This is a genomic window from Roseateles asaccharophilus, assembly GCF_031458115.1.
Classification (GTDB): domain Bacteria; phylum Pseudomonadota; class Gammaproteobacteria; order Burkholderiales; family Burkholderiaceae_C; genus Pelomonas; species Pelomonas asaccharophilus_A.
On record NZ_JAVDXV010000006.1, the window covers coordinates 231,155 to 257,456 of the forward strand.

Annotated in this window: 26 protein-coding genes; 8 read left to right on the forward strand and 18 right to left on the reverse strand. The window is 68.8% G+C overall.

The annotated features are described in order from the left end of the window. Nucleotides 1-36: 36 nt before the first annotated feature. The 3 genes from J2X21_RS16370 to J2X21_RS16380 form a co-directional block, all read right to left on the reverse strand. A complete protein-coding gene (locus J2X21_RS16370) occupies nt 37-1,614 on the reverse strand; it encodes a hypothetical protein (RefSeq protein WP_310330385.1) in 1,578 nt (525 codons plus the stop codon). After that, nucleotides 1,611-2,477 carry an ABC transporter ATP-binding protein gene (locus tag J2X21_RS16375; RefSeq protein ID WP_310330387.1) on the reverse strand — a complete coding sequence of 289 codons (867 nt, stop codon included), beginning with the start codon at nt 2,475-2,477 and terminating at the stop codon, nt 1,611-1,613. Before J2X21_RS16375 ends, J2X21_RS16370 begins: the two co-directional genes overlap by 4 nt. 125 nt (nt 2,478-2,602) lie before the next feature. Beyond that, nucleotides 2,603-2,812, reverse strand: coding sequence for a DUF3820 family protein (locus tag J2X21_RS16380; protein WP_310330388.1), 210 nt, complete (start codon nt 2,810-2,812; stop codon nt 2,603-2,605). Between the two features lie 46 nt (nt 2,813-2,858). Here J2X21_RS16380 and J2X21_RS16385 point away from each other — a divergent pair, with 46 nt between their 5' ends. Then, entirely contained in the window at nt 2,859-3,011 is a 153-nt protein-coding gene (locus J2X21_RS16385; RefSeq protein WP_310330390.1) for a hypothetical protein, read from the forward strand. 149 nt (nt 3,012-3,160) lie between these two features. On the opposite strand, the gene J2X21_RS16390 is transcribed toward J2X21_RS16385, so the two are convergent. The 11 genes from J2X21_RS16390 to J2X21_RS16440 form a co-directional block, all read right to left on the reverse strand. Next, the gene (locus tag J2X21_RS16390; protein ID WP_310330628.1) at nt 3,161-3,826 is read right to left on the reverse strand and encodes a response regulator; all 666 of its coding nucleotides are present in this window, start codon (nt 3,824-3,826) and stop codon (nt 3,161-3,163) included. A gap of 17 nt (nt 3,827-3,843) precedes the next feature. Next, nucleotides 3,844-6,528, reverse strand: coding sequence for a DUF4118 domain-containing protein (locus J2X21_RS16395; protein ID WP_310330392.1), 2,685 nt, complete (start codon nt 6,526-6,528; stop codon nt 3,844-3,846). A gap of 108 nt (nt 6,529-6,636) precedes the next feature. Continuing rightward, entirely contained in the window at nt 6,637-7,608 is a 972-nt protein-coding gene (locus J2X21_RS16400) for a magnesium and cobalt transport protein CorA (RefSeq protein ID WP_310330394.1), read from the reverse strand. A 148-nt stretch (nt 7,609-7,756) separates the two neighbouring features. Next, the gene (gene kdpC / locus J2X21_RS16405) at nt 7,757-8,350 is read right to left on the reverse strand and encodes a potassium-transporting ATPase subunit KdpC (protein ID WP_310330396.1); all 594 of its coding nucleotides are present in this window, start codon (nt 8,348-8,350) and stop codon (nt 7,757-7,759) included. 11 nt (nt 8,351-8,361) lie between these two features. Then, nucleotides 8,362-9,078 carry a TorF family putative porin gene (locus J2X21_RS16410; RefSeq protein WP_310330398.1) on the reverse strand — a complete coding sequence of 239 codons (717 nt, stop codon included), beginning with the start codon at nt 9,076-9,078 and terminating at the stop codon, nt 8,362-8,364. Nucleotides 9,079-9,096: 18 nt separating this feature from the next. Then, a complete protein-coding gene (kdpB, locus tag J2X21_RS16415; RefSeq protein ID WP_310330400.1) occupies nt 9,097-11,193 on the reverse strand; it encodes a potassium-transporting ATPase subunit KdpB in 2,097 nt (698 codons plus the stop codon). Further along, the gene (gene kdpA, locus J2X21_RS16420; RefSeq protein WP_310330402.1) at nt 11,193-12,989 is read right to left on the reverse strand and encodes a potassium-transporting ATPase subunit KdpA; all 1,797 of its coding nucleotides are present in this window, start codon (nt 12,987-12,989) and stop codon (nt 11,193-11,195) included. The genes kdpB and kdpA overlap by 1 nt, the downstream gene beginning before the upstream one ends. Continuing rightward, on the reverse strand, nt 12,986-13,078 hold the full coding sequence (gene kdpF / locus J2X21_RS16425; protein ID WP_310330403.1) for a K(+)-transporting ATPase subunit F: 93 nt from the start codon (nt 13,076-13,078) through the stop codon (nt 12,986-12,988). The genes kdpA and kdpF overlap by 4 nt, the downstream gene beginning before the upstream one ends. Before the next feature lie 177 nt (nt 13,079-13,255). Beyond that, complete coding sequence (locus J2X21_RS16430; protein ID WP_310330405.1) at nt 13,256-13,960, reverse strand: riboflavin synthase subunit alpha; 705 nt, start codon at nt 13,958-13,960, stop codon at nt 13,256-13,258. 47 nt (nt 13,961-14,007) lie between these two features. Continuing rightward, on the reverse strand, nt 14,008-15,213 hold the full coding sequence (locus tag J2X21_RS16435) for an ammonium transporter (RefSeq protein WP_310330407.1): 1,206 nt from the start codon (nt 15,211-15,213) through the stop codon (nt 14,008-14,010). A gap of 137 nt (nt 15,214-15,350) precedes the next feature. Further along, entirely contained in the window at nt 15,351-15,713 is a 363-nt protein-coding gene (locus J2X21_RS16440; RefSeq protein ID WP_310330409.1) for an arsenate reductase, read from the reverse strand. A gap of 24 nt (nt 15,714-15,737) precedes the next feature. Between J2X21_RS16440 and aat the strand changes: the two genes are divergently transcribed. Beyond that, nucleotides 15,738-16,472: a leucyl/phenylalanyl-tRNA--protein transferase gene (gene aat / locus J2X21_RS16445; protein WP_310330411.1), complete on the forward strand. Its 735-nt coding sequence runs from the start codon at nt 15,738-15,740 to the stop codon at nt 16,470-16,472. Beyond that, complete coding sequence (locus J2X21_RS16450; protein ID WP_310330413.1) at nt 16,469-17,212, forward strand: arginyltransferase; 744 nt, start codon at nt 16,469-16,471, stop codon at nt 17,210-17,212. Before aat ends, J2X21_RS16450 begins: the two co-directional genes overlap by 4 nt. Before the next feature lie 3 nt (nt 17,213-17,215). On the opposite strand, the gene J2X21_RS16455 is transcribed toward J2X21_RS16450, so the two are convergent. Both J2X21_RS16455 and J2X21_RS16460 read right to left on the reverse strand, forming a co-directional pair. Next, on the reverse strand, nt 17,216-18,478 hold the full coding sequence (locus J2X21_RS16455) for a pyridoxal-dependent decarboxylase, exosortase A system-associated (RefSeq protein WP_310330415.1): 1,263 nt from the start codon (nt 18,476-18,478) through the stop codon (nt 17,216-17,218). After that, on the reverse strand, nt 18,475-20,064 hold the full coding sequence (locus tag J2X21_RS16460) for an acyl-CoA ligase (AMP-forming), exosortase A system-associated (protein ID WP_310330417.1): 1,590 nt from the start codon (nt 20,062-20,064) through the stop codon (nt 18,475-18,477). The genes J2X21_RS16455 and J2X21_RS16460 overlap by 4 nt, the downstream gene beginning before the upstream one ends. Nucleotides 20,065-20,201: 137 nt before the next feature. Between J2X21_RS16460 and J2X21_RS16465 the strand changes: the two genes are divergently transcribed. From J2X21_RS16465 to J2X21_RS16485, 5 genes are read left to right on the forward strand one after another with little or no spacing between them, the layout of a single operon-like run. Next, nucleotides 20,202-20,459, forward strand: a complete 258-nt coding sequence (locus tag J2X21_RS16465) for a phosphopantetheine-binding protein (protein ID WP_310330419.1) — start codon at nt 20,202-20,204, stop codon at nt 20,457-20,459. Beyond that, a complete protein-coding gene (locus J2X21_RS16470) occupies nt 20,456-21,262 on the forward strand; it encodes a hydrolase 2, exosortase A system-associated (RefSeq protein ID WP_310330420.1) in 807 nt (268 codons plus the stop codon). Before J2X21_RS16465 ends, J2X21_RS16470 begins: the two co-directional genes overlap by 4 nt. Continuing rightward, nucleotides 21,259-22,107, forward strand: coding sequence for a hydrolase 1, exosortase A system-associated (locus tag J2X21_RS16475; RefSeq protein ID WP_310330422.1), 849 nt, complete (start codon nt 21,259-21,261; stop codon nt 22,105-22,107). Before J2X21_RS16470 ends, J2X21_RS16475 begins: the two co-directional genes overlap by 4 nt. Then, nucleotides 22,092-22,820 (forward strand): hypothetical protein, encoded by a 729-nt coding sequence (locus tag J2X21_RS16480; RefSeq protein ID WP_310330423.1) that lies wholly within the window; start codon nt 22,092-22,094, stop codon nt 22,818-22,820. Before J2X21_RS16475 ends, J2X21_RS16480 begins: the two co-directional genes overlap by 16 nt. 10 nt (nt 22,821-22,830) lie before the next feature. Then, nucleotides 22,831-23,745 (forward strand): glycosyltransferase family 2 protein, encoded by a 915-nt coding sequence (locus tag J2X21_RS16485; RefSeq protein WP_310330424.1) that lies wholly within the window; start codon nt 22,831-22,833, stop codon nt 23,743-23,745. A gap of 29 nt (nt 23,746-23,774) precedes the next feature. Here the strand turns inward: J2X21_RS16485 and J2X21_RS16490 are convergent, their stop codons facing one another. Together J2X21_RS16490 and J2X21_RS16495 are read right to left on the reverse strand one after the other, a co-directional pair. Next, nucleotides 23,775-24,884: a glycosyltransferase family 4 protein gene (locus tag J2X21_RS16490; RefSeq protein WP_310330425.1), complete on the reverse strand. Its 1,110-nt coding sequence runs from the start codon at nt 24,882-24,884 to the stop codon at nt 23,775-23,777. Then, nucleotides 24,881-26,266 carry a GMC oxidoreductase gene (locus J2X21_RS16495; protein ID WP_310330427.1) on the reverse strand — a complete coding sequence of 462 codons (1,386 nt, stop codon included), beginning with the start codon at nt 26,264-26,266 and terminating at the stop codon, nt 24,881-24,883. Before J2X21_RS16495 ends, J2X21_RS16490 begins: the two co-directional genes overlap by 4 nt. Nucleotides 26,267-26,302: the final 36 nt, after the last annotated feature.

Genomic DNA, 26,302 nt, shown 5'->3' on the forward strand with positions numbered 1-26,302 from the left:
TTCCGGCCACTGACGCTGTAGGCCATGACCGCCGGCTCAGGTCCGACGCAGCCGGGACAGGCCCAACGTCGCGACGACACCCACAAGACCCGCGACTGCAAAGCCCGCCACGCTGGCTGGGCTGGCATCGCCGGCCAGGCCCAACACATCCAGCGCTGCGACGCCCGTGTTCTGCAGACTCAGGTACAGGCCGAACAGGAACAGCGCGAGGAAGGTGCGCGAGCCCTGCGTCAGCCGGCCCAGCAGCGCCGCCGCCGTGCTGAGGAACAGCAGGCCGGCCACGCAGGCGGCCGCGCTCCACGGTGCGTCCACCAGCCAGCGGAAGAGCGCCGGAGCGCTCAGCAGCAAGCCCAGACCGAAGGCCGTCAGCAGCAGGCGCCAATCGCGCTCGCGCGCACCGCCCGGCACCGCGCTGGCCAGGGCCGACGTGCCGCTCTGCAGGTCTCGCGAGCTGACGTCGGCCACCGCCATGCCCCAGGCGACCAGAGCCATCGCCAGCACGCCGGTCAGCGCGTCGGCAGGCACGAAGGCCGATGCAACGGCGCAGCCGCACATCGCCAGCGCCAGCAGCGGCTGACTCAGCAGCACCAGGCCCACGTCGGCCAGCCAGCGACCCGGCACGCCGGGCAGGCGTGCCGCCAACTGCAGCACCAGGCCCAGCGCCCGCGTGAACGGACGCATCAGCGGGCTCAGCAGCCACTGCAGCGCCTGCGCCACGCGCCAGCGGCCGGCCGGGTTGCGCAGCTTCACGCGGTCCGGTGCGTAGCGGTGGAAGGCCAGCACCGCCGGCACCAGCGGCAGCAGCGCCAGCAGCATGGAACCCAGGCGCAGCGCCACCAGCTCGCGGCTCCACAGGCCCGCCGGCATGTGCAGCACGGGCAGCGTGGCGTCGAATGGCCCGCCGCCAACCTGCACATGGGTCACGTCCATCAGCCGGCTCAGGCTCACCAGCAGCGGCGACACGCCATTGATGTCGAACACCTGCCAGCCGCTCAGCTGGATGGCGCCCTGCCCCAGCGAGGCGGGGATGAACGCGAACTGCACCATCCACAGCACCCAGTACAGCAGGTCACCGCGCTTGCCCATCAGCGGCGCCCAGGCGTCGGACAGCACGGCCAGGCTGGCGCACAGCATCAGCCCCGGTGCCAGGCCCAGCAACAGCATCTGCAGATAGGGCAGCGGCTGCAGTGGCCCCTCGCCGCGCACCCATTGCAGCACCCATGCGGTCAGCATGACCACGGTGCCCAGCGACAGCAGGAAGCCGAATGCACCCAGCCAGCGCGCGCCCAGCAGTTGGGCGTTCGTCACCGGCGTGGCAGCCAGCACGCTGGCGGTGCCCGTGCGCAGGTCTTCCTGGCTGCGCCCGCGGGCGAGATAGAAGCCCGCCAGGCCGAACAGCAGCGACGCGATCAGCGTGGTCGCGAACGCCAGCGCCTGGCTCTCGTAGGCCACGCGCTGCTTGTGCACCACCATCATCGCGGCGCCGCTTTTCGGGTCCAGCACCATCAGCCAGCTCACGGCCACCACGGCCAGCAGGATCACCAGCGTGCTGACGCGCCGGCTGCGCAGCCGCCATTCGTTGACCACCAGGGCCTTGGGGAGTGACGTGCTCATGCGGCCACCCGCGCATCGGCATAGCGGTCGGCCATCAGCGCCTCCTCCAGGCTGGCTTGCGCGGGCTGGGCCTCGGCGAACGGCCGCTTGGGGTGGGCCATGCGCACCTGCACGAGGCCGCCCTGGGGCTGGGCCTGCAGCACCTGCACGTGGGCGCGCAGCGCTTCGTACTCGGCCTGCGCGAGCAAGGCCGTCCAGACCTTGCCAGCCGCGCGCGCCAGCACGGCGTCGGGCGTCTCGAAGGCCACCAGCCGGCCGTTGCGCAGGATGGCCAGGTGGCCCGCCATGTTCTCGACGTCAGACACGATGTGCGTGGACACGATGACCAGGCGCCGCCGCCCCAGGTCGCCCAGAAGATGGCGAAAGCGCAGGCGCTCCTCGGGGTCCAGCCCCGCGGTGGGCTCGTCCACGATGAGCACATCGGGGTCGTTCAGCAGCGCCTGCGCGATGCCCAGCCGCTGGCGCATGCCGCCCGAGAAGCCGATGGCCGGCCGGTTCGCCTGCTCATGCAGGTTCACCAGCTCCAGCAGCTGGTGCAGCCGGCGCGCATCGCGAATGCCCTTCAGCGCGGCGAAGTACTGCAGGAACTCCAGCGCCGTCAGGTGCGCATAGACGCCGAAGTCCTGCGGCAGATAGCCCAGACGACTGCGCATCAGTTCGGGCTTGGCGACGATGTCCTCGCCGTCCAGCAGGACGCGGCCGCTGGTGGGCGGCGTCAGCGTCGCCAGCATCTGCATCAGCGTGCTCTTGCCCGCGCCGTTGTGGCCGATGAGGCCCACGACGCCGGGCTGCAAGTCCAGCGTCACGCCGTCCACGGCCCGGAGTTTTCCGAACGTCTTGCTGACGTTTTGTATCTGCAGCATGGCCACCTCCTGTTGTGTGTTGCCAGCAGGTTAGGCAGGCGGCCCGGCGCCGCAAACGCACATCCGACAGACCGTCGTGTGCGCGGTTCAGGCGGGCGAAAGCGCGGCCTGGGCGTTGCGCGGCATCAGCGCCGCAGCGGTTGCAGCAGGCCGCGCAAGTCGTTGTGGTCCAGCTCGTACATCAAGGCCAGCAAGCGACCGATCTGGCCCTTGGGAAAGCCTTCACGCGCGAACCAGCCGAGGTAGCTGCCCGGCAGGTCGGCGAGCAGCGTGCCCTGGTGCTTGCCGAAGGGCATCTCGGTGGTGACGAGCTTCAAGAGGTCTTCCGGGTTCATGGGCGGAGTTTGACGCGCTCTTGCGGTGCCAGCCTCGAATCTTGAGATGTCCTTGATGCCCCGCCAGCAGGAGCTGGTGCGCGACCTGCCGCAGCGCGCCCGTCAGCTGCATCGCTTCGCGCGCGAAGCCTACCGCCGCTGGGGCGACTCGCTGCCGCGGCCGCCGGTGTCGTTCAACAGGGTGGGCGCTGCCGTTTAAGTGTTGCTCGCGTTGGGCCGAGCGCCGGGCCGCTCCCAAGCAGGCCCGTCTGGCGATGTGCAAGCGGCTTGATGCCGCTTGCATCGCCATCCCCTCGGGGGATCGACCGGGCATGCCCGCGTTCAGCGAGGCGGGACTGGGCAAGGGGCTCAAACTTTCAATCGATAGCCGACGCCGGCTTCGGTCACCAGCCACTGCGGCCGATTGGGGTCGGCCTCGATCTTCTTGCGCAGATTGGCCATGTGCACGCGCACGTAGTGCACATCCTCGGCATGGCCCGGCCCCCACACGGCTTTCAGCAGATGCTGGTGGGTCAGCACGCGGCCCGGCGCGGTGGCGAGCTCCTGCAGCAGCCGGTACTCGATGGGCGTGAGGTGCAGTTCCTCGCCATCACGCGTGACGGTGCGCAGCGCGCGGTCCACGGCGATGGGGCCGAAACGCAGCACCGGGTCGGCCGCATGGGCACCGCCGCCATGCCGGCGCAGCTGCACGCGCACGCGCGCCAGCAGCTCGGCCACGCCGAAGGGCTTCACGAGGTAGTCGTCGGCGCCGGCATCCAGCGCCTGCACCTTGCGCTCCTCGCCCTCGCGGGCCGACAGCACCAGCACCGGCGCCTGCGACCAGCCGCGGAACTCGCGGATGAAGTCCAGCCCGTCGCCGTCGGGCAGGCCCAGGTCCAGCACCACCAGCTCGGGCCGGCGCGTGGCGGCGTCGATGAGGCCGCGCTGCAGCGTGGCGGCGTCGAACACTTCCATGCCTTCGCTCTCCAGCGCCATGCGCACGAAACGCCGGATCTCCGGCTCGTCCTCGATCATCAACACGCGCGGGGCGCTCACTCCAGCTTCTCCTTCGGGGGGCTACCAACGGGCAGTTCGACTCTCACACAGGCACCGCCAGCGGGCGGATTGTGGGCGCTGATGCTGCCGCCATGCGCCTCCACGATGGCCTTGCAGATGGCCAGGCCAAGGCCCACGCCGGGCGTGGCGCTCTCGCGGTCGCCGCGCTCGAACTTGTCGAACAGCTGCGCCTCGCGGCCGGGCGGAAAGCCGGGGCCGTTGTCGCCGACGTCGATCTCGACCTGCCGCCCCGCCGCGCGCGCGCTGATGCGCACCTCGCGGGCGCCGTACTTGACCGCGTTCTCCAGCAGGTTGACGAGCACGCGCTCGAACAGCACCGCGTCCAGCTGCAGCAGCGGCAGTTCGGGCGGCAGCTCCACCGCCACGTCGCGGCCGGCCAGCGTCTCGTCCAGGCCCGCCAGCGCGCTGCCGATGACCTCCTGCAGCGGCAGCCATTGCCGGTTCAGCTGCACGCCGCCGGACTGCAGCCGCGCCATGTCCAGCAGGTTGGCCACCAGCGCGCTCATGCGCAGCGCCGAGCGGCGCATCGCGTCGGCCACCTCGGCCTGCGCGTCGCTGAGGCGCGGCGGCGCCAGCCTCAGCGCGTCGGCCAGGCCCACCAGCGCCGCCAGCGGCGTGCGCAGGTCGTGCGACACCGCCGTCAGCAGCGAGTTACGCAGGCGCTCGGACTCGATCTGCAACGTGCTGTGCTGCGCCACGTCGATGTAGTGGATGCGCTCCAGCGAGATGGCCAGCAGCGCCGCGCAGGTGTCCAGCAGCTCGCGCTCCTCGGGCGACCAGCGTCTGCCACGCCCCTCCACGGCCAGCACGCCGCGCAGCCGCATGGGCGCCGTCAGCGGCAACATCAGACAGGGGCTGGCGGGCAGCGTGTCGGTGCCCTGCCCCGCCGGCTGGCCGTGGTCGAAGGCCCATTGCGCCACGCCCATGTCGGGCTGGATGCCGGCGCCCGGCAGCACGGCCAGCACCTCGCGGCCCACCGACGTCGCCAGCGGCGGCGCCAACACTGCGGCGGCAACGCCGAACTCGGCGCGCAGGAAGCGCGACGCGATCTCGGCCACCTGGTCGGGCACCAGCGCCGCGCCGAGGTCGCGCGACATCGCATACAGCCCGCGCACGCGCCGCTCGCGCTCCTGCGCCGCCTGCGCCTGCGCCTGCAGGCCGGCCGCCAGCTGGCCGACGACCAGGCCCACCAGCAGCAGCACGGCAAACGTCACCAGGTATTGCGCGTCGCCCACCGCGAACGACCAGCGCGGCTCGACGAAGACGAAGTCGAACGCGCCCACGCCCAGCAGCGCGGCCATGGCCGCCGGCCCGCGGCCGAAGCGCAGCGCCACGCCCACCACGGTCAGCAGGTACAGCATGGCGATGTTGGTGGCGGCCATGAAGCCCAGCAGCAGCAGGCCCAGCGCGGTGGTCAGCAGCACGCCCAGGCCGGCCGCGGCAAAGCCGCGCAGCATCTGCGGCGCCAGCACGCCGCGGGCCTCGATGACCGGCGCCTCGCGCTCGCGCGCCACGGTGGGCAGCGCCACCTGCAGCACATCGACCTCGTCGGCCAGCCGGGTCAGCGACTCGGCCAGCGCCGGCCGCCCGGGCCAGCGCCACGCGCGCTCGTGCCGGCCCACCACCAGCCGCACCAGGTTGTGCTTGCGCGCATAGCCCACCAAGGCGGGCGCGACCTCGGGCGCCGACAGCACGGCCGTGCGCGCGCCCAGCGACTGCGCCAGCTCCAGCGTGCGCTGCACGCGCTGGCGTGCCGCCTCGCCCAAGGCCCGCGCGGTCTGCACATGCACCGCATGCCATTCCAGGTCCAGCTGGCGCGCCAGCCGCGCGGCGCTGCGCACGACCTTGTCACCGTTGCCGCCCGGGCCCACGCAGGCCAGCAGCGACTCGCGGTTGGGCCACACGGCACCCTGCCCCGTGTGCTCGCGGCGCCAGGCCTGCATCTGGTCGTCCACGCGGTCGGCCGTGCGGCGCAGCGCCAGCTCGCGCAGCGCCAGCAGGTTGCCCTTGCGGAAGAAGTTCTTGGCGGCGCGCTCGGCCTGCTGAGGCAGGTAGACCTTGCCCTCCTTCATCCTCTGCAGCAGCTCGTCGGGCGGCAGGTCCACGACGACCACCTCGTCGGCCTCGTCGAACACCTTGTCGGGCAGCGTCTCCCAGACACGGATGCCGGTGATGCCGCCCACCACGTCGTTCAGGCTTTCCAGGTGCTGCACGTTCAGCGTGGTCCAGACCTCCACGCCGGCCTCGCGCAGCTCCTGCGCGTCCTGCCAGCGCTTGGCATGGCGGGAGCCGGGCGCGTTGCTGTGCGCCAGCTCGTCCAGCAGCAGCACGCCACCGGGCTCGGCCGCCCCCCAGGCCAGCGCGGCATCGAGGTCGAACTCGCGCAGCGTCTGGCCCTTGTGCGCTATCTCGCGCCGCGGCAGGGCTGCCAAGTCGCGGGCAATGCCTTCGGTGTCGGCCCGGCCATGCGTCTCGACGACGCCCACCCGCACCGCGCGGCCCTGCTGCTGCGCCGAGTGCGCGGCGGCCAGCATCGCGAAGGTCTTGCCTACGCCGGCGTTCGCGCCAAAGAAGATCTTCAGCCGGCCGCGCTTGGCGGCGGATTCCTCGCGCTGCACTTTCGCGAGCAACGCATCGGGGTCGGGTCTTGAGTCGGTCATCCCGCGAGCAATTGCAGAAATGCAACCACAGAGGCACAGAGGCACGGAGAGAAAACCGTTGAATTCCTCCGTGCCTCTGTGCCTCTGTGGTTGCCTTTGAATTTCATGTCAGAGCCAGGCCAGCCGCTTGAAGCGCCAGTACAAGGCCCCGCTGACCAGCGCGATGGTGCCCAGCGCCATCGGGTAGCCGAAGGCCCATTTCAGTTCGGGCATCTTCTCGAAGTTCATGCCCCAGATGCCGGCCAGCGCGGTGGACGCCGCGAAGATGGCGGCCCAGGCAGCCAGCCGCTTGGTGACCAGCGATTCGTCGATGGTCACCAGCGTCAGGTTCACCTGCGTGGCAGCGATGATGGTTTCGCGCGCGGCGTCGATGCTGGCCTGCAGCCGCACCAGGTGGTCATAGACGTCGCGGAAGTAGTCCTGCATGGCCTTGCAGACCATGGGCACGCGGCCGCCATGCAGCTTGGCCGTCACCTCCAGCAGCGGCGTGACCGCGTGGCGCAGCGTCATCAGCCGTTGCTTCAGCGCGAACAGCTTCTGCACGACGGCCTGGCGGTCCTGCTGCGGCACGAACATCGTTTCCTCCAGCGCCTCGAGCTCGGCGTCGATGCCGTCCATCAGCGGCAGGTAGCGGTCCACCACCGCATCCATCAGCGCGTACAGCACGAAGCCGGGGCCCTGGCGCAGCAGCTCGGGCTCGCGCTCGGCGCGGCCGCGCACGCCCAGGAAGCCCTGGTTGCTGCGGTGGCGCACCGACACGACGAAGCGCGGGCCGACGAACACGTGCACCTCGCCTACCTCCAGCCCGTCCGGGCCCATCTCCAGCAGGTGCATGGCGGCGAAGGTGATGTCGCCGTACTCCTCGACCTTGGGTCGCTGGTGGCCCTTGCGGGCGTCTTCCACGGCCAGCGGCGGCAGCTCCAGCTCGTGCTGCAGCCGGCTCAGCTCGTCGTCAGTGGGGTCGCGCAGCGCGATCCAGACAAAGCCGGTCTGCGTGGCCTCCAGCGCTTCGGACACGTCGTCCAGTTCGGGCTCGGCCACCATGCGGCCATCGTCGTATACGGCACTGTTGATCAGCATGGGAGGCTCAGGCGGTGCGGGAACATCGCCTCATCCTCGCACGAGCGCGGCGGCGTTCCTCCCAAATCAACAGGCCCCACACCATGCCCAAGGGCAAGGCCACGGCGGACAGCGCCAGCAACGCGTACAGCCAGTCCACCGCGGCACCTCAGCGCGTTGTCGCGGGCGAGGCCGCGTCCAGCGCCAGGTTCAGCGCCAGCACGTTGACGCGCGGCTCGCCGATGAAGCCCAGTGCACGCCCTTCGGTGTGCTGCTCCACCAGCGCGGTCACGCGCGCCGGCTCCAGGCCGCGCACCCGCGCCACGCGGGCCGCCTGGTAGTCGGCGGCGGCGCGGCTGATGTGCGGGTCCAGCCCGCTGCCGGACGCCGTCACCAGGTCCACCGGCACGGCGGCCGTGTTGCCCGGGTCAGCGGCGCGCAGCGCCGCTATGCGTCCCTTGACGGCATCGGCCAGCGCCGGCGCGGTGGGCGCTTGGTTGGAGCCGGCCGAGTTGGACGCGTTGTAAGGCATGGGCCCGGTGGCCGACGGGCGGCCCCAGAAGTGGCCGGGGTCGCTGAAGGTCTGGCCGATCAGCGCGGAGCCGACAGTCTTGCCGTCGCGCACGACCAGGCTGCCGTTGGCGGCCTCTGGGAACAGCACCTGCGCGATGCCGGTCACGGCCACCGGGTAGGCCAGGCCCGTGACGATGCTCAGGGCTATGAACAACGTGAGCGCAGGACGCAGAAGAGAGTCTTGCTTCATGGCGGTCTCCATCAGAAGGTCTTCTTCAGACCGAGGACGAACGAGGTCTTGCCGAGAAACTTGTTGTTGGCGGCGCTGGTGTAGGCGGACTTCTCGGCGTCGGTGCCGACGATGGCGCCGCTGACGACGAAGCCGGAAAAGTCCTTGGCCAGCGTCAGCGAGTAGTCGGTGTACGACGCGGCCGAGTTGTTCTTGACGGTCTGGTGGCCCACGTGGGGCGTCAGCGTGAGGCCGTCGCCGATGTCGAAGTTGGCGGTGACGTCGAAGTAGCCGGACTTCTTGCTGGCGGCAAAGCCGAACAGGTTGGTCGTGCTGTGGGAGTACTTGGCCGTGACGGGCCCGCAGCTCAACGCGCCGTAGACCTCCAGCGTGTCGGGGCTGATGCCCAGCTTGTGGCTGGGGTAGACGTACTGCAGCAGGCCCACGTCGGCCGTCAGGCCGGGGGCGATCTCGGCCTTGTAGCCGCCGTAGACGTCGATCTCGGCCTGCGAGTCGCCGCCGGCGTCCTTGATCCACTGGATGGTGGAGGTCCAGGCGCCGACGTAGAAGCCGCTGGCGTGGGCGTAGTCCAGGCCGCCTTGCAGCGCTGGCTTCAGGCGGGTCTGGGAGATGCCGCGGTAGCGGTAGTCGCTGACGGCAGCGGCGTTGAAGGACAGCGAACTGGCGGCTTCCTGAGCAAACGCGGAAGCAGCAGCAAGAGAGAGAACGGAAACGACAAGAGTTTTCATGGGATGGGTTCAGTGCGCTCAGGCCAGGCCCAGCGCAACGAGGATGAGGTCGATGGCCTTGATGCCGATGAAGGGGACGATGACGCCGCCCAGGCCGTAGACCAGCAGGTTGCGGCGCAGCAGCGCGGCCGCACCGATGGCGCGGTAGCGCACGCCCTTCAGCGCCAGCGGGATCAGCACGACGATGATCAACGCGTTGAAGATGACCGCGCTCAGGATGGCCGAGCTGGGACTGTGCAGCTGCATGACGTTCAGCGCGCCCAGCTGCGGATAGGTCGACACGAAGGCCGCCGGCAGCACCGCGAAGTACTTGGCCAGGTCGTTGGCGATGGAGAACGTGGTCAGCGAACCGCGCGTCATCAGCATCTGCTTGCCGGTCTCGACGACCTCGATGAGCTTGGTGGGGTTGCTGTCCAGGTCCACCATGTTGCCGGCCTCCTTGGCGGCCTGCGTGCCGGTGTTCATCGCCACGGCCACGTCGGCCTGCGCCAGCGCGGGGGCGTCGTTGGTGCCGTCGCCGGTCATCGCGACCAGCCGGCCCTGGGCCTGGTGTTCGCGGATCAGCGCGAGCTTGGCCTCGGGCGTGGCTTCGGCGAGGAAATCGTCGACCCCCGCTTCAGCGGCAATCGTTGCCGCCGTCAGGTGGTTGTCGCCGGTGACCATGACGGTCTTGATGCCCATGCGGCGCAGCTGCGCGAAGCGCTCCTTGATGCCGGGCTTGACGATGTCCTTCAGCTCGACGACGCCCAGCACCTGCGTGCCATCGGCCACCACCAGCGGCGTGCTGCCGCGGCGCGCGGCCTCGTCCACGGCGCCCTGCACGCTGGCGGGCCAGCGGCCACCCAGCGCCTCGACGTGGGCGCGCACGGCGCTGCCGGCGCCCTTGCGGATCTGGCGCGCACCGAGGTCCACGCCGCTCATGCGCGTCTGCGCCGTGAAGGGCACGAACTCGCCGCGTTCGCTGGCGGCACCCGCCAGGCCGGACTTGCGCTCAGCTAGCGCGACGATGCTGCGACCTTCCGGCGTTTCGTCGGCCAGCGAGGCCAGGCGGGCCGCGGCGGCCAGCTGCGCTTCACTGGCACCGTCCACCGGCCAGAACGCATCGGCCTGGCGGTTGCCCAGCGTGATGGTGCCGGTCTTGTCCAGCAGCAGCACGTCCACGTCGCCGGCGGCCTCGACCGCGCGGCCCGAGGTGGCGATGACGTTCGCCTGCAGCATGCGGCTCATGCCCGCCACGCCCACGGCCGACAGCAGGCCGGCTATGGTCGTGGGGATCAGGCACACCAGCAGCGCTACCAGCACGAGCAAGCTGACGGGCTCACCCGCGCCGGCCACGGCCACGCTGAAGGTGGAAAACGGCAACAGCGTCGCGCAGACGATGAGAAACACCAGCGTCAGCGCCACCAGCAGGATGGTCAGCGCGACCTCGTTGGGCGTCTTCTTGCGCTTGGCGTTCTCGACCATCGCGATCATGCGGTCGACGAAGGTCTCGCCCGGGTTCACCGCCACGCGGGCGACGACCCAGTCGGACAGCACGCGGGTGCCGCCGGTCAGCGCGGAGAAATCGCCGCCGCTTTCTCGGATGACAGGGGCCGATTCGCCGGTGATGGCACTCTCGTCCACCGAGGCCACGCCCTCCAGCACTTCGGCGTCCGCCGGCACGACATCGCCAGCCTCGATCAGCACGATGTCGCCCTTGCGCAGCGAACCGGCCTCGCGTGGATGCCACTTCAGCGCCGTGCGCGCGGTGCCGGCGGCCCAGCCGTCGGCGACCTTGGCCCAGGTCTCCTTCTTCAAGCCGCGCAGCGACGCGGCCTGCGCCTTGCTGCGGCCCTCGGCCAGCGCCTCGGCGAAGTTGGCGAACAGCACGGTGAACCACAGCCACAACGTGACCGCGATGGTGAAGCCGCCCGGCTGGGCGATGGCCAGCGCGGTCGTCAGCAGGCTGCCGAGGTAGACGACGAACATGACCGGGTTGCGCAGCTGCGTGCGCGGGTCCAGCTTGCGGAACGAGTCCACGAGTGCGGCGCGCGTCAGCGCCGCATCGAACAGCGCAAAGGTCTTGCGCTTCTCGGTGGCACCCGTGGGCGCGACCGCGGTTTTGGTGGCGTGCATCAGTGGGGTCCCCACAGGATCAGGTGCTCGACGACGGGCCCTAAGGCCAGCGCCGGCACATAGTTCAGAAGGCCGACCAGCAACACCACGCCGATCAGCAGCGCGACGAACAGCGGGCCGTGCGTGGGCAGCGTGCCCTCGCCCGCCGTCAGGCGCGTCTTGGCGGCCAGCGACCCGGCCATGGCCAGCACCGGCACGATGACGCCGAACCGGCCTATCCACATCGCCAGGCCCAGCATGAAGTTGTAGAACGGCGTGTTGGCCGACAGGCCGGCGAAGGCGCTGCCGTTGTTGTTGCCGGCGGACGAGAAGGCGTACAGCACCTCGCTGAAGCCGTGCGCGCCGGGGGCGGCGATGCCCACCTTGCCGGCACCGGCCATCACGGCAATGGCCGTGCCGCCCAGCACCACCAGCGGCACCAGCAGGATGGCCAGCGATACCATCTTCATCTCGTGGGCCTCGATCTTCTTGCCGAGGTATTCGGGCGTGCGGCCGATCATCAGCCCGGCCACGAACACGGCCAGGATGGCGAACACCAGCATGCCGTACAGGCCCGCGCCGACACCGCCGAACACGACCTCGCCCAGCTGCATCAGCACCATGGGCACCGCGCCGCCCAGCGGCGTGTAGCTGTCGTGCATGGAGTTCACGGCGCCGCAGCTGGCGGCCGTCGTGATGGCGGCGAACAGCGACGAGGCTTCGATGCCGAAGCGCGCTTCCTTGCCTTCCATGTTGCCGCCCGGCTGCGTGGCGCTGGCGGTGGCATCCACGTCCAGCGCGGCCAGCCGAGGGTTGCCGGCCTGTTCGGCGGCGGTCGCGATAACCACGGCGACGACGAAGATCGCCGTCATCGCGCCCAGTACGGCCCAGCCCTGGCGCATGTCGCCCACCTGCCGGCCCATGACGAAGCACAGCGACGCCGGGATCAGGAAGATGGACAGCATCTGCAGCGCATTGGTCGCGGCGCTCGGGTTTTCGAAAGGGTGCGCCGAGTTGGCGTTGAAGAAGCCGCCGCCGTTGGTGCCCAGCATCTTGATGGCCAGCTGCGACGCGACCGGGCCCACGGCCAGCGTCTGCGTCTGGCTGGTCTGGTCTTCGATGACCGGGTTGCCCTGCGCGTCCTTCAGCGGCTGGCCGTCGGCGCCCGCCTTGGCCTGCTGCCAGGTCTGCGCCTCGACGGTCGTGACATCCTGGTAAGCATTGAAGGTCTGCACGACGCCCATGCCGGCCAGCACCAGCGCGAACGCGAAGGACAGTGGCAGCAGCACCCACAGCGTGGCGCGGCTCAGGTCGGCCCAGACGTTGCCGATGGCCTTTGCAGAGTGGCGCGCGAAGCCGCGCAGCAGCGCGAACACGACGACGATGCCGGTGGCGGCGGACAGGAAGTTCTGCACCGTCAGCGCGAGCATCTGCGTCAGATAGCTCATCGTGGCCTCGCCGCCGTAGCCCTGCCAGTTCGTGTTGGTGACGAAGCTGATGGCGGTGTTGAACGACGAGTCCGGCGTGACGGCGCCCATGCCCTGCGGGTTCAGCGGCAGCACCGCTTGGAAGCGCTGCAGCGCATAGACCGCCAGCACGCCCAGCGCATTGAAGACCAGCAGGCCCAGCGCGTAGCGCAGCCAGCCTTGTTCATGCTCGGCATTGACGCCGGCCATCTTTAGCAGGCCGCGCTCGATACGCTGCAGCCAGCCCACGCGGCCTTCCATGGCCGCGTGTATCCACTTGGCCAGCGGCCAGGCCAGCACCAGCAGCGTGACGAGATAGGCGACCAGTTGCACCCAAGCAGAGGCACTCATGACAAGTCCTCCGGGAACAGCAACGCCCAGAACAGATAGCCGACCAGGCCGACGACCAGGACGGCGGCGGTGAGTTCGAAGCCGCTCATGACTTCCTCCCCGCCAGCTTCTCGCAGCCCCAGGCCGCGACGCCGGTCACGAGCGCGAGGACCGCGCTGAGACCGAGAAAAACGATGTCCATGACACCTCCAGTAACGATGGAGGCATTCTGGAAATCGGGCCGTCAATCCGCCGACAAGATCGCGGCGGGCGGCATCAAGAAAGCATCAAGATCCCTTGATGGCGAGCTGGGTGATGTCGATGCCGCGCTCTTTCGCGATGGCTTCCAGCACCGGCAACAGCGGCCCCAGCTTCTCGTCCAGCGCGTCGCGCACGGTGTCGACGACCACCTGCGTGCTGCGGTCAATCTCGATGTGGATGGCGTCGCCGACGACCTTGTCGCCAAAGGTGGTCATGCGCAGCGTCTCGGGGATCAGCCAGACCTCGAACCAGCCCGAGCCATCGCGCTCGCGCTGCGCCTCGGCCACCGTCAGGCTGCAGCCGTTGACGCCGATATAGCCCTTGGCGAACACATAGCGCATCCACGGTGCCGGCACGGCGAAACGGATGACGTGGTTGTTGTCGGGCTTGCGGATCTCGGCGATGCGGGCCGACACGTCCACATGGCCCGACAGCGGATGGCCACCGATCTCGGCGCCATCCTTGGCGGCGCGCTCGACGTTCAGGCCCGAACCGACCTGCAGGCCGCCCAGCGTGGTCAGCCTCATCGTCTGGCCCATCACGTCGAACAGCGCCACGTCGGGCGATGGCCGTTCGGTGACGGTCAGGCAGACGCCGTCGCAGGACACGCTGGCGCCAATGGCCAGATCGTCGTCGAAGCCATGGGGCAGCTTCAGTGCCAGCGTGTGCAGCCCCTCGCGGGCGTCAATCGATTCGACTCGGGCGACGCCCTGGACGATGCCTGTGAACATGAGTGAAAAAGGCCCCGCGTGGGGCCGTTTCTGAGGGTGCAGCCAGCTTACCAGCTGACCTCGCGGTCCGGCGTTGCGCCGATCTTGTGGATGGACAGGTCGGCGCCCTCGAACTCCTGCTCGGCGTCCAGCCGCAGGCCCACGAACTGCCGGATCAGGCCGTAGACGACGAAGCCGCCGGCCAGCGCCCACGCCACACCGGCCAGCGTGCCGATCAGCTGCGCGCTGAACGTCACACCGCCCAGCCCGCCCAGCGCCTGCTGGCCGAAGATGCCGCAGGCGATGCCGCCCCAGGCGCCGCAAAGGCCGTGCAGCGGCCACACGCCCAGCACGTCGTCGATCTTCCAGCGGTTCTGCGTCAGCGTGAAGAACTGGACGAACAGCCAGCCCGCGACGCCGCCGGTCACCAGAGCGCCCAGCGGGTGCATGACGTCGGAACCCGCGCACACCGCCACGAGGCCGGCCAGCGGGCCGTTGTAGGCAAAGCCGGGATCGTTGCGCCCCAGCAGCACGGCCACCAGCGTGCCGCCGGCCATGGCCATCAGCGAGTTGACGGCCACCAGGCCCGACATCTTCTCCAGCGTCTGTGCGCTCATCACGTTGAAGCCGAACCAGCCCACCGTCAGCACCCAGGCACCCAGCGCCAGGAAGGGGATGCTGGACGGCGGATGGGCGCTCATCGCGCCGTCCTTGCGGTAGCGGTTCAGGCGCGGGCCCAGCAGCAGCACGGCGGCAAGGCCGATCCAGCCGCCCACCGCGTGCACGACCACGCTGCCGGCGAAGTCATGGAACTCGGCCCCGGTCGTGGCTTTCAGCCAGGCCTGCAGGCCCAGGCCCTGGTTCCAGGCCACGCCCTCGAAGGCCGGGTAGACCAGGCCCACGATGACCGCGGTGGCCACCAGCTGCGGGCCGAAGCGTGCCCGCTCGGCGATGCCGCCCGACACGATGGCCGGGATGGCGGCCGCGAAGGTCAGCAGGAAGAAGAACTTGACCAGCTCATAGCCGTTCTTCTGCGCCAGCGTCTCGGCGCCGACGAAGAAGTGCGTGCCGTAGGCCACCAGATAGCCCACCAGGAAATAGACCAGCGTGGACACGGCGAAGTCCACCAGGATCTTGACCAGGGCATTGACCTGGTTCTTCTTGCGCACGGTGCCCAGTTCCAGGAACGCGAACCCCGCGTGCATGGCCAGCACCATGATGGCGCCCAACAGGATGAAGAGCGCATCCGCGCCCTGCTTGATCGATGATTCCAACGCTGTCTCCGTCAGCGGCTTTCAACCCTGGATGACGCACCAGGGAGAAGCCAAACCGCACCGAAACAGCAAGTTCAATGCCCAGATTCAATGCGCAAGCGCCCCAGGATGGTGGCTGATGGCGCTGCGGCGAAGTTCTATTTTGGTGCAGCTGATGCACCTTCTTCGAACGCTGGTGCACTGAATCCGAGCGTCAAGCGACCATCGGCCCAGCGTACGACCGGGCGCTTGATGACGCTGGGCTCGGCCAGCATCAGCGCCGTGGCCGACGCGTCATCGACGACGCCGGCCTTGGTCGCGTCATCCAGCTTGCGCCACGTCGTGCCGGCGCGGTTGAGCAGCTTGTCGCGGCCGAAGGCCTTCAGCCAGGCCGGCAATTCGGCGGCGGGAACGCCCTGCTTCTTGAAGTCATGGAACGCGGCTTCCACCCCCCGGTCGGCCAGCCAGGTGCGGGCTTTCTTGACGGTGTCGCAGTTGGGAATGCCGTAGACGGTGATCATGGGCAGGCAACTTACCATGAGCTCATGATTGACTGGCTCGACGAGGACTCTCTGGCGTTCCCGCCCAGCAGCCGCGCGCTGGGCCCGGAGACCGACGCCCCCGGCCTGCTGGCCGCCGGCGGCACGCTGCATCCCCAACGCCTGGCCGCAGCCTACTCCCGCGGCATCTTCCCCTGGTACGGACCCGGCCAGCCGCCGCTGTGGTGGGCGCCCGACCCGCGCATGGTGCTGCAGACCGCGAACTTCAAGCTGTCGCGCTCGCTGCGCAAGACCGTGCAGCGCTTTGCCGCGACGCCCGGCTTCGAGATCCGCGTCGACCATGACCGCGCCGCCGTGCTGGCCGCCTGTGCCGACGCGCCACGCGAGGGCCAGAACGGCACCTGGATCGTGCCGGAGCTGCAGGCCGCCTACCTGGCCTGGCCGGCCATGCACAGCATCGAGACCTGGATGGACGGCGAGCTGGTGGGCGGCCTGTACGGGGTGAACCTGGGGCGCATGTTCTATGGCGAATCCATGTTCATGCGCCGCACAGATGCGTCCAAGATCGCGCTGTGCGCGCTGGTCTGCCTGTGCAGGGAGTTCGGCATCCCGTGGATCGACTGCCAGCAGAACACCCCCCACCTGGCCTCGCTGGGCGCGGCGGAAGTGAGCAGACACGCGTTCGAGGCACACCTGGCCGCCCATGTCGGGGAGGTCTCACCACAACCCTGGACCTATCATTCGGCCTACTGGCACCGGCACCTGCTGACTTCGACGTGACCCACCCCAAAGAACTGCCGCTTGCGCAGATCCAGTTCTATGCCACGGCCGCCTACCCGTGCAGCTACGTCGCGGGCCGCCAGGCGCGCTCCCAGGTCGCCACGCCCAGCCACCTGATCCACGCCGACGCCTATTCCAACCTCGTTGCCGCAGGCTTCCGGCGCAGCGGGCTGTTCACCTACCGCCCCTACTGCGACCAGTGCCGCGCCTGCATCGCGCTGCGCGTGCCGGTGGCGCGCTTCGAGCCCACCCGTTCGCAGCGCCGCGCGTGGAAGGCGCACCAGCATCTGCAGGCCAAGGTCATGCGGCTGGGCTACTCGCCCGAGCACTATGCGCTGTACCTGCGCTATCAGGCCGGCCGCCACTCGGGCGGCGGCATGGACCACGACAGCGTGGACCAGTACACCCAGTTCCTGCTGCAAAGCCGCATCAACAGCCGGCTGGTGGAGTTCCGCGAGCCGCTGCCCGACGGCCAAACCGGTCCCGGGCCGCTGCGCATGGTGTCCATCCTCGACATCCTCAACGACGGCCTGTCCGCGGTCTACACCTTCTACGACCCCGACATCGAGGCCAGCTTCGGCACCTATGGCGTGCTGTGGCAGATCCAGCAGGCCAAGGACCTGAAGCTGGACCATGTGTACCTGGGCTACTGGATCGCCGAGAGCCCGAAGATGGCCTACAAGGCCACGTTCAGGCCGCACCAGATCCTGCAGAACGGCGCCTGGACCGACGCCGACTGACGCTCAGACCAGCACTTCCACCACGTCCGGGTGACCGAGGAAGCCTGCCGGGCTGGCGCTGCGGCCATAGGCGCCGCTCTGGTAGACCACCGTCAGGTCGCCGATCTCGCCCCTGGCCATCTCCATGCGGTCGGCCAGCAGGTCCAGCGGCGTGCACAGCGGGCCGACGACGCTGGCGGCCTCCGTTGCCGACTCGCTACGACCTTGAGGCTCGACCGACGCCGGGTAGTTCTTGCGCAGCACCTGGCCGAAGTTGCCCGAGGCCGACAGGTGGTGGTGCAGGCCACCGTCCGCCACCAGGAAGACCTGGCCACGCGAGACCTTGCGGTCCACGACACGGCTGACGTAGACGCCCGCCTCGCCGACGAAGTAGCGGCCCAGCTCGATGACCAGCTTGGATTGCGGCAGGTCGGCCTTGGCGCGCTGCTGCAGTGAGGCCAGGTTGTCCGCGATGGGCGCCAGATCCAACCGCGTCTCGCCGGGGAAATACGGGATGCCGAAGCCGCCGCCCAGGTTCAGAAACTTGACCGGCGCGGGCGCCGACTCCGCCAGTCGCAGCGCCAGCTCGTAGCTCTTCTGCTGCGCCTCGCAAATGGCCTCGGCCTTCAGGTTCTGCGAGCCGGCAAACAGATGGAAGCCTTCGAACGCCAGGCCATCGCCGGCCAGCGCGCCGACCTGGGCCAGCACTTCGGGCACGGTCTCGGCGTCGATGCCGAACTGCTTGGGGCCGCCGCTCATGCGCATGCCCGAGCCCTTCAGCTCGAAGTCGGGGTTCACGCGCAGCGCGACGCGGGCCGGCAGGCCCAAGCGCTGAGACGCCGCCGCCAGCACCTTCAGCTCGCGCGCCGTCTCCACATTGACCAGCACGCCGGCCGCCACGGCCTGGCCCAGCTCGATGTCGCGCTTGCCGGGGCCGGCGAAGCTGATCTCGTGCGGGTCGGCGCCGGCATTCAGCGCCACCTGCAGTTCGCCAGCCGACGCGACGTCGATGCCGTCCACCAGCCCGGCCATCCACTGCACCAGCGCCGGCATCGGGTTGGCCTTCATCGCGTAATGCAGTTCGATGCCTTGCGGCAGCGCGGCACGCAGCTCAGCGACGCGGGCCTTCAGCAGCCCACGGTCGTAGGCATAGAACGGCGTCTGGCCCACGCGCTCGACCAGCACGGACAGGCGCTGGCCGCCGACGAGCAGCTCGCCGCTGGCGTCGCGGGGGAACAGCACGGGCGCGTGCTCGAGGGCACGCTTAGGGGCAATGGGTTCGCTCATGCGGCGTTGCGTTCGAGCCAGTCGGTGGACAAGGTCTTGCGGTCGATCTTGCCATTGGGGTTGCGCGGCAGCGGGCCGCTGCGCGGGTCGATGCCGTGCGGCACCATGTAGGCCGGCATGCGCGCCTTGCAGGCAGCGGTCAGTGCGGCGACGTCCAGCGCGGCCGCGCCTTCGGGCGGCGTGGCGATGACCTGGATGCTCTGGCCCAGCGTGTCGTGGTACACGCCGAAGGCCACGCATTCGCCCACCAGGCCGGTCGCGTACAGGATCTCCTCGACCTCCGTGGGGCTGACCCGGTAGCCCGAGGTCTTCATCATCTCGTCGCGACGGCCGACGAAGTACAGGAAACCCTCGGCGTCGCGCTTGACCGTGTCGCCGGAGAACACGGCGAACTCGGGCAGCTGCAGGCCACTCTCGCGGCCGCCCACGCCCACCGGCAGCGGCTTGTAGCGCTCGGCGGTCTTTTCGGCGTCGTTCCAGTAGCCCAGGCCCACCAGCGCACCGCGGTGCACCAGCTCGCCCGGCTCGTCGGGCGCGCATTCGGTGCCGTCTTCGCGCAGCACGAGGATCTCGGCATTCGGGATGGCCTTGCCGATGGAGTCCGGCCGGCGGTCCACCTCGCTGGGCGGCAGATAGGTGGAGCGGAAGGCCTCGGTCAGCCCGTACATCAGGAAGGGCTTGGCCGACGGCGCCTTGGCGCGCAGCAGGTCCAGCGTCGCACGCGGCATGCGGCCGCCGGTGTTGGCGAAATAGCGCAGGTTGGCGTCGATGGCGGCGGGCCACTCCAGCTGCGTCAGCTGGATGTACAGCGGCGGCACGGCGGTCAGGCCGGTGACCTTTTCGCGCTCCATCGCCTTCAGCACGTCCTTGGGCATCAGGTAGTTCAGCAGCACGACCCTGGCTCCGCTGTGGAAGCCCGTCGTCAGCTGGCTGAAGCCGGCGTCGAAGGACAGCGGCAGCGCCGCCAGCAGCGTGTCGCTGGCGCGGTTTTCCAGGTAGCTGGCCACGCTCTTGCCGCCCGCCACCATGTTGCGATGGGACAGCACCACGCCCTTGGGCCGGCCGGTGGAGCCCGACGTGTACAGGATGGCCGTCATGTCCGTGTCGATGACGCGGTGGCAGGCGCGCGCGGGCGACGCCAGCAACTGCGCCCAGTCATGCACGGGTACCGGCGCAGAACCCGTACCGCTCGTCAACACCACATGCTTCAGCGACGGGCACTGCGTCAGCACATCGCCCAGCTGCGACAGGCGCTCCGGCGACGTGACCAGCACGCGCACATCGCAGTCGCGCAGGATGAAACCCACCTGATCGGGCTTCAGCAGCGGGTTCAGCGGCACGAAGACACCGCCCGCGGCCGGCGCTCCGAAGCTGGCGACCACCGTCTCGAAGCGTTTCTCCAGGTAGATCGCCACCCGCTCGCCACGTGCCAGGCCCAGCGCCATCAGGCCGCTGGCGAAGCCGCGCACGGCGGTGTCCAGCTCGCCGTAGCTCAGCGTCGCCGCGCCATAGGTCAGGGCCTGGGCGTCGGGCGTGCGCTCGGCGGCAACGGCCACCAACTCGTTCAGCAGGGTCGATTCGGGCATGAAGCGGCGATGTCAAGGAGTGAGAAGGGCCGTGAAAAAAGTATCTCACGCGCCCCCGGGGCCGAGGGGGCGCAGCCCCGGGGCCGAGGGGGTGCCACGGCTAAACTGCCGCGTTCGATCTTTGCCACCCCATCCCGATGGACAACGCCCAAGTGCTCGGCCATGTGCTGAGGCTTCTCGACGACGTGCTGAGCCTCAATGGCCGCGCCCAGACCTTCACCCGCGACACCGCGCTGCTGGGCGCCCTGCCCGAGCTGGACTCCATGGCCGTGGTCAGCCTGATCACCGCGATGGAGGAGCAGCTGGGCATCGTCGTGGACGATGACGACATCGACGGCGACACCTTCGCCACCGTGGGCTCGCTGGCGGACTTCGTCGCCGCCCGCCTGGGTTGATCCCTCGCCCCGACGTCTTCTTCCTGCCCGCCGTCGGCGGCGAGCAGCGGCTGTGCCTGTTCCATGCGCCCGCCGGTACCCCGCGCAGCAAGCTGCTGTACCTGCACCCGTTCGCGGAGGAGATGAACAAGTCGCGCCGCATGGCCGCCCTCGCCTGCCGCGCGCTGGCCGAGGCAGGTCATGCCGTGCTGCAGATCGACCTGCGCGGCTGTGGCGACTCGTCGGCCGATTTCGGCGACTCTGGCTGGGCCGATTGGCAAGCCGACGTGCGGCTGGGCCTGGAGGCCCTGGACGCCCGCGTGCCGGGCGACGCGCCGCTGTGGCTGTGGAGCCTGCGCGCCGGTGGCCTGCTGGCCGCGGCCGACTGGGGCCGGACGGTGAACCACCTGTTCTGGCAGCCCATGACCAGCGGCAAGCTGGCGCTGCAGCAGTTCCTGCGCCTGAAGCTGGCCGCCGAAATGGCCAGCGGTGCCAGCAAGGGGCTGATGGACCAGCTGAAGACCGAACTCGCGGCGGGCCGCCCCGTCGAGATCGCCGGCTACAGGCTGGGCGCGGCGCTGGCCTCCGGGCTCGAGGCCGCCAAGCTGACGCCGGCGGGCCAGGCCGGGCGCGTCGAATGGCTGGAACTCAGCACCCGCGAAGATGCAACGCTGACGCCGGTCACCGAGCAGGCCGTCAAAAGCTGGCAGGACGCCGGCTGGACAGTGCGCACGCAGATCGTGCAGGGGCCGGGCTTTTGGAGCACCTCCGAGATCGAGCTGGCTCCCGCTCTCATCACGGCCACCGTGGAGGCCTTGTCGTGAAGGAATCGGTGCTGGGCTTCGACTGCGAGGGCGAGCGCCTGGTCGGCATCCTGGCCGAGCCCGACGGCGCCGCCGCTGAAGTGGGCGTCATCATCATCGTCGGCGGCCCGCAGTACCGCGCCGGCAGCCACCGCCAGTTCACGCTGCTGGCCCGCCACTTGGCCAGCAACGGCTTTGCCGCGCTGCGCTTCGACTACCGCAGCATGGGCGACAGCACCGGCGACGCGCGCGACTTCCAGGGCGTTGATGCCGACATCGGCGCGGCGATAGCCGCGCTGCAGGCGGCCCGGCCCGGCTTGAAGCGCGTGGTGCTGTGGGGGCTGTGCGATGCGGCCTCGGCTGCGCTGATGTACCTGGACGCGACGCATGACCCCCGCGTGGCGGGTCTGGCGCTGGCCAACCCCTGGGCGCGTTCGGCCGCAACGCTGGCACAGACCCATGTGAAGCACTACTACTGGCGGCGGCTGCGCCAGCGCGAGTTCTGGCTGAAGCTGCTGCGCGGCGGCGTGGGCCTGAAGGCCTTGAACACGCTGGGCAGCAACCTGAAGCTGGCCCGCAGCGCGGGCAAGGCCAGCGACTCGCGCAGTTTCCAGGATCGCATGGCGGACGGCCTGGCTGGCTTCAGTGGTCCGACGCTGCTGGTCTTGAGCGGCGATGACTACACTGCCCGGGAGTTCGAAGAACATGCTCGATCCTCTGCGGTGTGGCAGAAATTGCTGACGCGACCCACGCTGCAGCGCCACGCAATGCCGGCAGCCGATCACACGTTCTCTTCACTGTCGGAGCAGGACGACTTGAACCTTGTCTGCATGAACTGGTTGAGGACTCGATGCCTAGCAAATTGATTTCGATCACCCGTCATGCGGCACTGATCGCGGCGCTGGCGGTCAACACCTTGCCCGCCCAAGCGCAAGCCACAGCCCGACCCGCGCCGTCACCCGCGGGCTGTGGCGAACCGTTCAACGTCTACGGCCCGTTCGACTACCGGCTTGCCCACATCACGCAGAAATCCATCGTCGAGAACGCCCACTTCACGCGTGGCGTGGAGAACCTGACCCGGCGCAAGACGGGTGCCTTCGGCCATGACATCGGCTACACGCTGGCCGTCTTTCCCAACCATCCACGGGCGATCCACTCCATGGAGCAGCTCGCCGCGAAGGAAAAGACCGATCCGCCCCAGGGGGCCGACATGACCGTCGAGTGCTACTACGCCCGCGGCATGAACTTTGTGCCTGACGATCTCGTGTTCCGCATGTTCTATGTGAACTATCTGAGCCGCCGCAACCGCCTGGAAGAGGCGCGCCGCTTCCTGGACTACATCGTCACGCAGGCCGGTGACGCGCCGCACACGCATTTCAATGCCGGCATGCTGTACTTCGACCTGAAGGTCTACGACCAGGCGCTGATCCAGGCTCATCGCGCCATGGCGCTGGGTATGGATCGACCGGACCTGCGCGAGCGCCTGGAATCCGTCAAGCGCTGGAAGGATCCCGAGCCCGCACCGGCTGCTGACGCGGCGGCATCTGCGGCTTCCGCGGCTTCGCAGGCCACCCGCTAAGACCAAGAGCATGCCGCGCGTCAATATCGTCATCCCCGCCTACAACGCCGAAGCCTTCATCGCCGCGACGGTTCGCTCGGCACTCGATCAGACCTTCCCCGACCTGCAAGTCACCGTCATAGACGACGGGTCCAAGGACGCAACCGCCGCGCACGCGGCGCTGAACGACGCCCGAGTGCGCGTCATCTCACAAGAGAACCGCGGCATGTCGCGTTCGCGCAATCGCGGCATGTCCGAGGTCGATTCCGAGTTCGTGGCGCTGCTGGACGCCGACGACATCTGGCATCCGGAGAAGCTGCGCCTGCAACTGGAGGCCCTGCAAAGCCGCCCGGACCACGACTTCTGCTACACCGGCTTCGAGGTCTGGCACGGTGAGCCTCGGCCGGAGTTCGCGCAGCAGGCGCGCAGCGGCCGTATCGACGAGACCTTGTCTGGTTGGATCTACCCCCGCCTGATCCTGGACAACCACGCACTGCCGTCATCGGTCGTCTGGCGCCGCAGCGCCTGGGACAGCATGGGCGGCTTTCTGACCGACAACCAGCAGACCGACGATTGGGAATATCTCGTCCGGGCCAGCACGCAGCACCGGTTCCTGCGCCTTGCCGAGCCCTTCGTGCTGTACCGCCAACACCCGGTGTCGCTGTCGCGTCGCATCCCCGCCACCAACACGACGGAGTTGATGCGCGCCGACCTGATCCGCCGCTTCGGCATGAGCGCGCCGCCCGGCCATGATGTGGACCCGACCGCGCTGCAGTCTTTCCAGCACCGCGGCTGGTGCAACTTTGCCGACGCCCACACCGCCAAAGGCGATCTCGGTCTGGGACTTCGCACCTTCGCGGGCCTGCTCGGCAGGGGCCCCTACCGCGGCCGGACGCTGACCAAGTTTGCCAAGTCACTGGTCCGCCGCTACATCCCCAACGACTGAACAAGTCCGGCACTTCGGCTTCAGCCGCTCTAGCGGCGGCGCTCCACCACGTCGCGGTAAACCTCAAAATGCCGCTCGACGCTGCTGCGCCATGAGAACTGTCGAGCCCAGGCTTTGGTCTGCTCAGCCTTCTCCGCCTTCACGTGCGGCGGCAGGCTCAACACCTCCTGCAGCGAACTGAGCCATGCATCGAAGTCGTGAGAAGGATTCGTCCAGGCCAACGGCCCGATCAGATCGACCAGACTGCTGACCGGGCTGAACAACACCGGCGTACCAGCCGCCTGCGCCTCGACGGCCGGGAAGCCGAAGCCCTCATACAGCGTGGGATAGATCGCCGCCTGCGCGCGACGGTACAGCGTCACCAGTTCCCCTTCCTCGAGGAAAGGCGCGATGTGCACGCGATCACGGAGCGCCGGCGGAATACGGTCGAGCGGCGCGGTACCGGCACCGAATCCGCAGCCCACGAGATGCAAGTCATCTCGCCCGCAGCGGCTCAGCAACTCGAGCGCCCAGTCAAAGCGCTTGCGGGTCTGCGCCCCTCCGAGGTAGACCAGGTAAGGCGCACCGCCAAGTGCCTGCTCGAGCACCGCGGGCAACGGCACCTGCGCGTCATCGAAGAACTCGTCCGCGATGCCGTGTGGAATCACCGCCAGCCGGTTTTCCAGGAATGGCCAGCGCGCGGCGATGTCCCGCCTCGACGACTCACTGATGGTGATGACGGACGCGCAGCGCCGCAGCGCCATGCCTTGCACGTCATGCAGGTAGTGGCGCTCCAGTCCTCGGGTCTCCTCCTCCCAGGGCACCGTGTCATGGATGGTCACGATGGTGGGCACAGGCTGCCAGATGGGGGCGGTGTTCTCACCGCAGTGCAGTAGCTGCGCGCCCGCGGCCCGGACCTTCAACGGCAAGCCCAGTTGTTCCCACAGGTGGAAGCGATCGCCACGGAACTCGAACACCTCAGCCTGGCCACGCAGCCCCGGCGGCACCCGAAATGGCAGGGCCGTGTCATGCCCATACACGGCCCACTCCACCTGATCGGGCTCCCGCGTGTTGCGCAGCAACTCCTGCACATAGCGTCCCGTACCCCGCAGGTGACGCACGTTCAGGGTGCGCGCCGCCATGGCAACCTTTAATTTCATGTGTTCGATACCTGGTCATGCAGTGGGCCACACCGCTTGAGATGAGTCGCGAGGCGCAGGGCCAGCGCGGCAATCGTGAGCCCCGTGTTGGCGATACCGCTGGCGGGAATCAACGAGCCATCGCAGACATAGAGATTGGCCATGCCATGCACCTTGCCGTCCACATCGCAAACACCCGTATCGGCATCCGCGGAAAGCCGGGCAGTGCCTGAATGGTGCGCGCTGCTGCGCAAGCCGGATTGCCAGCCGGCAAAGACGCGTGAGCGCTTGGCCACCGGAGCTAGCCACGCCAGCACGTCATCGATGGCGCCCTGAAGGTTGCAGAGGTAGTCTGTCGACAACTGCCAGTTGCGCTTGCGAACCTCGCCGCCTTGTGCGTCCGTGGGTTCACCCCAGAGTGCAAGTTCGGGCGAGGTCGGCATCTGCGCGCACATCAGCAGCGTGTAGTGGCGGGTGGGCAGCTTGATGCCGAACTTGAACGACAGGATGTCCAGCACGTCATCCCAATGACGGAACAGGCTGAAGTAGTTGCGCAGGTTCCAAGGATTGCGGCGCAGATCATTCAGCACGCTGCCAACGCGCTCCCGGCGGCTGTTGCGATAGTAGTTGGCTGCCGGTCGCAACTGGAAGGACACGTGCAAGCCGGCACGCTGGACCACCAATGGCAGACGGAGATTCCCATCCGTACCCGGCACGCGGAAGTTCCACAGCCGATACAACGGCACCTTGACCTCAACTTCGCCCACGAAGCCCATGGGGTGGTCTTCATAGTGGCGCCCAGCATGGCGCAACGCAGGCAAGGGCTGGTGCTTGGCCAGCTTCTGCAAAAGCACCGGCGAGCCCAGGCCGCCTGCGGCCAGCACGAACATGTCACCGCGCAGGACACGGCTCTCGCCCGCTTCGACCACTACCAGCCCCGTGACCCGGCCATCGCCGCCGACCTCGACATCGACGACGTTGCCGCGCTCGACGCTTACCCGGCCTTGCAGCTTGAGCGACTCCCAGACATTGAGAGGCCAACGCGGGTAGTACAGCCCCTGCATCAGTCCATCCGGCACCCCCAGCTCACGGTAGCGCACCCGCAAGCGCTCGATGGCGTTGCGAACGAAAGGGAGTGTCGTGTTCGATAACAGGCCAAACGCCTGCTCGTAGAACGGGTCAAGCACGGACTTCTGCAGCGGCCAATGCGAAGCGAAGACGGCCTCATCGATTTCGATCAGGCCGTTGTGCCAGAGCTGCGTCGTACCGCCCAGGCCTGCGCCCACGTGCGGCTCCGTGACTGCTGGCAGCCCCACGTCGACCACGGGGTAGCGAGCATCTTCGACAGCATCACCCCGTTCAACCAGCACAACTTCATGCGAGTCCGACAGGGCATGGGCCAATATGCAGCCGCCCAAGCCGGCCCCGACAATGACAAC